7 protein-coding genes are annotated in these 5,883 nt (G+C 64.9%); 1 reads left to right on the plus strand and 6 read right to left on the minus strand.

Annotated elements, in window-relative coordinates:
* From ACE3OO_RS20020 to ACE3OO_RS20040, 5 genes are all read right to left on the minus strand, one after another.
* Positions 1–315: EamA family transporter (locus tag ACE3OO_RS20020; RefSeq protein ID WP_374305831.1), on the minus strand; the 315-nt coding region annotated here is incomplete at its 3' end.
* Between the two features lie 104 nt (positions 316–419).
* Positions 420–776 carry a Rieske 2Fe-2S domain-containing protein gene (locus ACE3OO_RS20025; RefSeq protein WP_374305833.1) on the minus strand — a complete coding sequence of 119 codons (357 nt, stop codon included), beginning with the start codon at positions 774–776 and terminating at the stop codon, positions 420–422.
* Entirely contained in the window at positions 773–1,585 is an 813-nt protein-coding gene (locus ACE3OO_RS20030) for a methyltransferase domain-containing protein (RefSeq protein WP_374305835.1), read from the minus strand. Before ACE3OO_RS20030 ends, ACE3OO_RS20025 begins: the two co-directional genes overlap by 4 nt.
* Entirely contained in the window at positions 1,582–3,069 is a 1,488-nt protein-coding gene (locus ACE3OO_RS20035) for an aspartate aminotransferase family protein (RefSeq protein ID WP_374305839.1), read from the minus strand. Before ACE3OO_RS20035 ends, ACE3OO_RS20030 begins: the two co-directional genes overlap by 4 nt.
* Positions 3,066–4,484: an iron-containing redox enzyme family protein gene (locus ACE3OO_RS20040; RefSeq protein WP_374305841.1), complete on the minus strand. Its 1,419-nt coding sequence runs from the start codon at positions 4,482–4,484 to the stop codon at positions 3,066–3,068. Before ACE3OO_RS20040 ends, ACE3OO_RS20035 begins: the two co-directional genes overlap by 4 nt.
* A gap of 206 nt (positions 4,485–4,690) precedes the next feature.
* On the opposite strand from ACE3OO_RS20040, the gene ACE3OO_RS20045 reads away from it, so the two are divergent.
* Positions 4,691–5,524 (plus strand): helix-turn-helix domain-containing protein, encoded by an 834-nt coding sequence (locus ACE3OO_RS20045; protein ID WP_374305843.1) that lies wholly within the window; start codon positions 4,691–4,693, stop codon positions 5,522–5,524.
* A gap of 20 nt (positions 5,525–5,544) precedes the next feature.
* Here ACE3OO_RS20045 and ACE3OO_RS20050 read toward each other — a convergent pair whose 3' ends face one another.
* Positions 5,545–5,706: a hypothetical protein gene (locus tag ACE3OO_RS20050; RefSeq protein ID WP_374305845.1), complete on the minus strand. Its 162-nt coding sequence runs from the start codon at positions 5,704–5,706 to the stop codon at positions 5,545–5,547.
* Between the last annotated feature and the right edge of the window lie 177 nt (positions 5,707–5,883).

Below are 5,883 nucleotides of genomic sequence, written 5' to 3' on the forward strand. Positions count from 1 at the left end.
GGTGAGATTGAGGGCGGCGATGAAGACCAGCATGGCGAGGGCCGTTATGAACACCGCGATCCAGAACGATGCCCGGGCCCGGCGCAGGACCAGCCAGCATTGCGGCCCGTCGCGCAGGCGCATGAAGACAAAGAGCACCACGGCCCCAAGCCCGCCACGCCAGACCAGCATGGTCCAAAGATCGGTATTCACCACACGGGTGAAGAAGCCGGCTGTGCTCCAGGCGAGCGCCGCCCCCAGCACCAGCAGCATGCCCACTTGGCGTTCCGTCCTGGCGCGAACCAAGACGGGGTCGAGTTCCCGGAGCAGCGGCACGGACAAGGCAGTCTCCCAAAGCGGCCGCGACAATTTCGCATGGTCCCTCCCGCGATCCGAGCACGCAAAGTCCTCTAATTCCGACAAAGGGTAGCCGGATTGGGTCAGCCGAGAGCTCGCGTGCACCGGGTGAGGCAGATGGCTTCGTCCTTCGGTGCCGCCGCTTCGATGGCGACCAGCCAATGCGGCCCGCGGCGGATGGCCGGCAGAGCGCAGGCCTGGAGGGCCGGCAGCGCATGCTTCTGCCCATGCCAGGGGCAGCGCCATTGCCGGTCGCGGCAATCGTAATGGCCCAGTGCCAGCGGCCCGCCACGATGTGGGCAGCGCCCCTCAATGATGGCGGGTATAGCGTCCGATGGCGCCAGCAGGAAGGCGCGCGCATCGCCGCACCAGATCTCGTCCAGCCCGGCCGTGAGTTCGACGAAGCGGTAGCGCGTGGACGTTTCGCCGCCCCGGCTCATAGCGGCCCCCGCCTTGCCATGAGGATGTCCTCGTAAAGCGCATCCGGCGTCGGCAGTTGTTCGACCGACGCAAACCCGGCCGCGCGCAGCAGATCCGCCAGTTCGGCGAGGTCGAAGAGATAGGAATAGCGTGTCTGCTCATGGGTCCTGCCGCCTTCCGTCACCACATTGACCCAGGTCTTGATGCGGCGCTGCCAGTCATAGCTCATGTTCCAATGTGCCTCGGCCTCGATCCCGCCGAGCTGCATGCGGCCGACGAACATCGGGTAGTAGCGGTTGCCCTTGTGATTGTTCTTCTGCAGGCCGATGAAGAAGCGGCCGCCGGGCCGCGTCACGGCGTGGAAATTACGCAAGACCTCGGTCACACGGGCAAGGATCGCCGCTTCTCCTGCGCGCATCTCGCCGGGCAGCCAGCTATCCATGAAGCCGATGGCGGCATCGACATTGAGGACGACGTCATAACGGCGCGCGATCCGCTGCGGCAATTCCTGCCAGCGGGCAATGATGAGGTCAGGCTGCCAATCGCACAGCGCCGCGTCCGCCGCGATGGCCGCGCGGAAGCGCGCCAGCAGATCGACATCGGCATCGGCGCCGGTGAGATCGGTAAAGCCCATGCGGCGCAATTCGAGCAGCGGAAAGCCGGTGCCGCAGGCGGCGTCGAGGAGGGCCACGTCACGATCGCCGATCGCCGCCGCCAGCAATGCGGCATGGGTACGGCGATAGAGCGGGGTATGCAGCAGCTGGCCGCTGATCGACCACATGTCGGCCAGAGCCGGGGCATCGCTCTCGGTCGTCACCAAGACGCTCATGGGGCGGATCCTTTCAGGCTGGCGGTGAGTAGGGCGGCGTAGCGCCGCAGCAGCGGCAGGAGATCGCACAAGGAATCGCGGTCGACATGCTCGCTCATGATCTGCGCGCGCAGCCAATAGACGCCTTGCGCCTCGCAGCCGGTGAGATAGGCGTCCGGCCCCGAGGCCAGCCGGGCGCGCAAGGTCCGATTGAGCGCATCGAGTTGCGCAGGGTCGATTCCCGCTGGGCGATAGCGGAAGCAGACCATGTTGAAGGCCGGGCGGCACAGGCCTTCAAAATCCTCCGATCCCGTCACCTCGTCATGGAGATATCCGGCAAGATCGCAGACATGATCGATGCGGGCGCCAAGCCCATCGGTGCCATAGGTCGAGAGAGCCGCATAGAGTCGGAACGCCGAGAAGAAGCGGGTGCAGGCCAATGTCCAGCGCAAGGGTTCGTCGCCGTCGGAGATAGCGCGCAGCGTCGTCGGATCAGGGATCACGTAGCTGGCCGTTTCCAACCCGACATCGAGGCTGGCGGCGAATTCCGCCCGGTGCCGGCACAGCAGGACTGAACAAGGGGTGGCCACAAAGAACATTTTGTGCGGGTTGATGACGATGCTGTCGGCACGGTCAATTCCACGGAGCTTATGCCGTTGGCGGTCGCTGAGCAGGGCAGCACCGCCATGGGCGGCATCGACATGCAGCCAGGTTCCGGCGGCGGCGGCGAGTTCGGCCATGCGCCCGAGATCGTCGAAGGCGCCATTGGCGGTGCAACCGGCATTGGCGACGATGGCCATCACCTTTTTGCCGGCCCGGTCGAGGGCCGTGAGTTCCGTGGCGAGCGCATCCATATCCAGCGAGAGATCGGCGCGGCCGGGGATGGTGACGAGCGCCTGCGGCGACAGGCCCAGGATGTGGCGACAGCGTGCCAGGGTGTAATGCGCCTGTTGCCCGATGAGGAGGCGAAGATCCGCCGGCGCAGGGCCTTCTGCCAGAGCGCGGTCGCGGGCCACCAGCAAGGCGGTGAGATTTGCCTCGGCCCCGCCATTCACCATGGTGGCGACGGCATCTGCCGGATAGCCGACCAGGCGCTTCATCCAATCCAGCACACGGCCTTCGACCGCGACCGAATAGGGGCCACCTTCGAACATGGTGACAGTGGGGTTGAACGCGGCGGCGGCGAGATCGGCATAGAGGCTGGCAAAGCTCGGCGCCGGACGCTGGTGGCCGAGATGCAGCGGATGGCGGTAGTCGCGCACCAGGGCCAGAAATTCGTCGAACAGGATCTGGCGCAGGCGCCCTGCCCCGCCGCCTTTTTGGGGCAGATCCGCCGGCAACAGGCGTTCGATTGCAGCGCGATCGGTGGTGGCGACGGTGATGGGTTCGGGCTGATAGAGGCGTCGGGTGAGGGCCGTCGCCGCTTCCTGCAGCAATCGTTCCGCGACCTCCGGCGGCAGCTCGAAGCGGTGGTCGCCCAGTACCGCGCGGCCGGCGCAGCTCATGCCAGCGTCCGAGCGACGTCTGGAGAGAGGATCGGCTGGTGATAGAGGCATTCCGGCGCGGTGACGATGGAACCGTGCAGCCGCCCCTGCGGGATGAAGAGATGGTCGCCGGCCTTGAGCGCCAAATTGACGCCGGCCAAGGGGAAGAAATCCATGCTGCCCGTTTCAAGGAGAAGCAGGCGGTCGTCCGGATGGATATGCGTGGTCGAACGTTCGTCGCTGACCTCACGGAAAGTTTCACCTGGGCCCGATCCGGCGCGCCACGCCGCGATGTGGCCGGCGGCGCGGGGATCGTTCCGGCGCAATTGCCCGGCCCAGTTGATCTGCGCGGCAAGATCGCGATCCGCTGCCGCCTGCAGCAGGCGCAATTCCTCAAAGCCGCGCAGGATGCCGGCGATGGCACGGGACCCATAGGCGGCAATGGCCGGTTCGATGAGGCGGGCCAGCACCATGCGGCTATGATGTCGGTCGATATGGTGATGTTCGTCGAAATAGCGCGTATCGATCGCCTTGCCGAAGATGCGGCGCAAGGCTCGGCTTTGCCGGCCGGTGATGTTGACGAGGCTCGCTTCCGTATAGAAGAGCGCGCCGAGATAGCGGAAGAAGTGCCCCTTGTTGGCGGCGAGATAATGGAAGTAGTTGACCAGCGCCAGACTACCCGGCTGGTAGAATTGCCAATAGGCATGTGGGCGCGGGTCGAGGCCGACGCTGGCCATGACCGTTTCAAAGAGCGAACTGTGCTTGGCTGCGTGAACGGCGGCGCCGTATTCATCGATGAGCACGTTGAAGAGCGCCGATTGCAGCGGCCCGTAGGCGCCGGGGGAAAGGCGCGCCATGGCGGAGGCTTCGGACAGGAAGTCCGGCGCCATCTGCACCAGATAGTGCCGGGCGGCTGCCTGCGGATCTTCTGCCGCCAGCAGGGATGCGAGCAGGGGATCGTTTTCTTCCGGTTCAGCCGATGCTGCCTGCTCGCGCGCCAGGAAGTCCTGGAAATAGGCGAGGGTCAGCGCCGGCGACCATTTGCCGGCAAGGTCGATTTCAGCCTCGAGGCCGGCGAAGGCGAGATGTTCCAGCCGTGGCCTGGCCGCTTGCGCGCAGGCAATGGATTCCGGGCCGTAGAATGCGTCGAAGGAATCCCAGTCCGGTTCGGCGGCGTCTTTGGCCGCCGGCAGGAAGAGGAGATCGGTTTCATAAGCGTTGAAGAGCAGCCGGTGCAGGACCAGGGCGCTGTTGCTGGCGAGACGGTCTGGGCCCAGCGGCCGATCCAGCGGGATGAAGGGGAGATCCTTGGCCCGTGCCGGGCGGCGGAAGGGATCGCCCGCGATCAGGCATTCGCTGGCCCGCGCTTCCGCCTGAAAAGAAAGGCCGGCAAACAGGGTGATCGGGTCGCAAGCTGCGTCGACAAGAGAGGTCATGTGTCGCCTCCGTTTCGCATCTACAACTTAAACGATATTTATATCTATTGTACACAACCAACATTCAGAAACCACAACCGGACCGAGTAAAATGCATCGGCGCTACATTTATTTTCGGGGTGGGAATGGGGCAATGGAGCGCACATAATCGTCGGCGCGTGCTGCCCGGCCGCGACCGGGCGGCAGTGAACGGATCGGCTGCAATCATGCCCCAGGCGAAAGCGCAGAAATTTTCGGCAGCGGTGCGCGAGGCCATCGACGCGCAATGGTTCGACGTCGATGCCGTGCCGGTACCGGTCCTGGTGGTGCCGATCAACTATCCGGCCGACTGGCATATCGAGCCGCATTATCACCGGAAGTCGCAGCTGATCTATTGCTGCGCCGGCGTGATGACGGTGGAGACCGCCCATGGGCAATGGGTGGCGCCGCCCAACCGCTGTGTCTGGGTGCCGGGCGGCACCGAACACGAAATCCGCATCAACCAGGCAGCGGCGATGCGGACACTCTATGTCGAGCCGGATGCACGCCCGGAACTGCCGGCCATGCCCTGCTCGCTGGGTGTTTCACCCTTGCTGCGCGAGTTGATCCTGGCCGCCGTCATTTCGACCCAGGCGCCGGATCCGAAGGATTTTGCGCCCGGCACGCCCAATGCCCACATCTCCGAAGTTCTACTCGACCAGATCATCGCCATGCCGGCCAGCGAATTGCACATACCGATGCCGAGCGACCGGCGCTTGCGGCCGATCTGCGCGGCATTGACCGCCGATCCCGGCGATCGTCGCAGCCTCAAGGACTGGGCCGAGCGCGTCGGCACGTCCGACCGCACCATCGAGCGCCTGTTCCTGCAGGAAACCGGCCTCACCTTCCATCGCTGGCGCGAACAGATGCGGGTGCTGAAAAGCCTCACGCTGTTGGGCTCCGGCCGCGCCGTGAAGAGCGTCGCGCTCGAGCTGGGCTTTGCCAATCCCAGCACCTTCATCACCATGTTCCGCAAGATTATGGGCGTCACCCCCGGCGCCTATCTGAAGAGCCCCGTCTGAAGAGCCGGGAATAGCGCCCTTCAGGCGGCATTCTCGCGCAGCTTTACGGCATCCGGTTGCCCTTCTGTCTCCGGCGGCAGTGTGACTGCCGGCACCTCAGATCGTTGTGGCGCGGTGTTGTCGGGTCGGCGCGATTTCAGCACGGGGGCATCGCCGATAACGTCGAAATCGAAGCGGGTCATGGTCGGTCTCCTTGGTTGAGACCGCCTCCCCCCAAATCGGCGCCCGGATGATCCAATCACTGGAAAAGCAAAGGCCGCCTGGTGGAAGGCGGCCCTGATGTCTTGAAGCGAAGGTGTGAATACCTCTCAGGCCGCCGGGTTATACCAGCGGTACCAAAATCGCTGGCCGAGCGACAC

The organism is Ferrovibrio sp., from assembly GCF_041906005.1.
Classification (GTDB): Bacteria; Pseudomonadota; Alphaproteobacteria; order Ferrovibrionales; family Ferrovibrionaceae; genus Ferrovibrio.

Excerpts from the sequence above, each read along its gene's own strand:
- ACE3OO_RS20030 (WP_374305835.1), bottom strand. The coding sequence starts at position 1,585 with ATGAGCGTCTTGGTGACGACCGAGAGCGATGCCCCGGCTCTGGCCGAC.
- ACE3OO_RS20040 (WP_374305841.1), bottom strand. The coding sequence starts at position 4,484 with ATGACCTCTCTTGTCGACGCAGCTTGCGACCCGATCACCCTGTTTGCC.
- ACE3OO_RS20035 (WP_374305839.1), bottom strand. The coding sequence starts at position 3,069 with ATGAGCTGCGCCGGCCGCGCGGTACTGGGCGACCACCGCTTCGAGCTG.
- ACE3OO_RS20045 (WP_374305843.1), top strand. The coding sequence starts at position 4,691 with ATGCCCCAGGCGAAAGCGCAGAAATTTTCGGCAGCGGTGCGCGAGGCC.
- ACE3OO_RS20025 (WP_374305833.1), bottom strand. The coding sequence starts at position 776 with ATGAGCCGGGGCGGCGAAACGTCCACGCGCTACCGCTTCGTCGAACTC.
- ACE3OO_RS20050 (WP_374305845.1), bottom strand. The coding sequence starts at position 5,706 with ATGACCCGCTTCGATTTCGACGTTATCGGCGATGCCCCCGTGCTGAAA.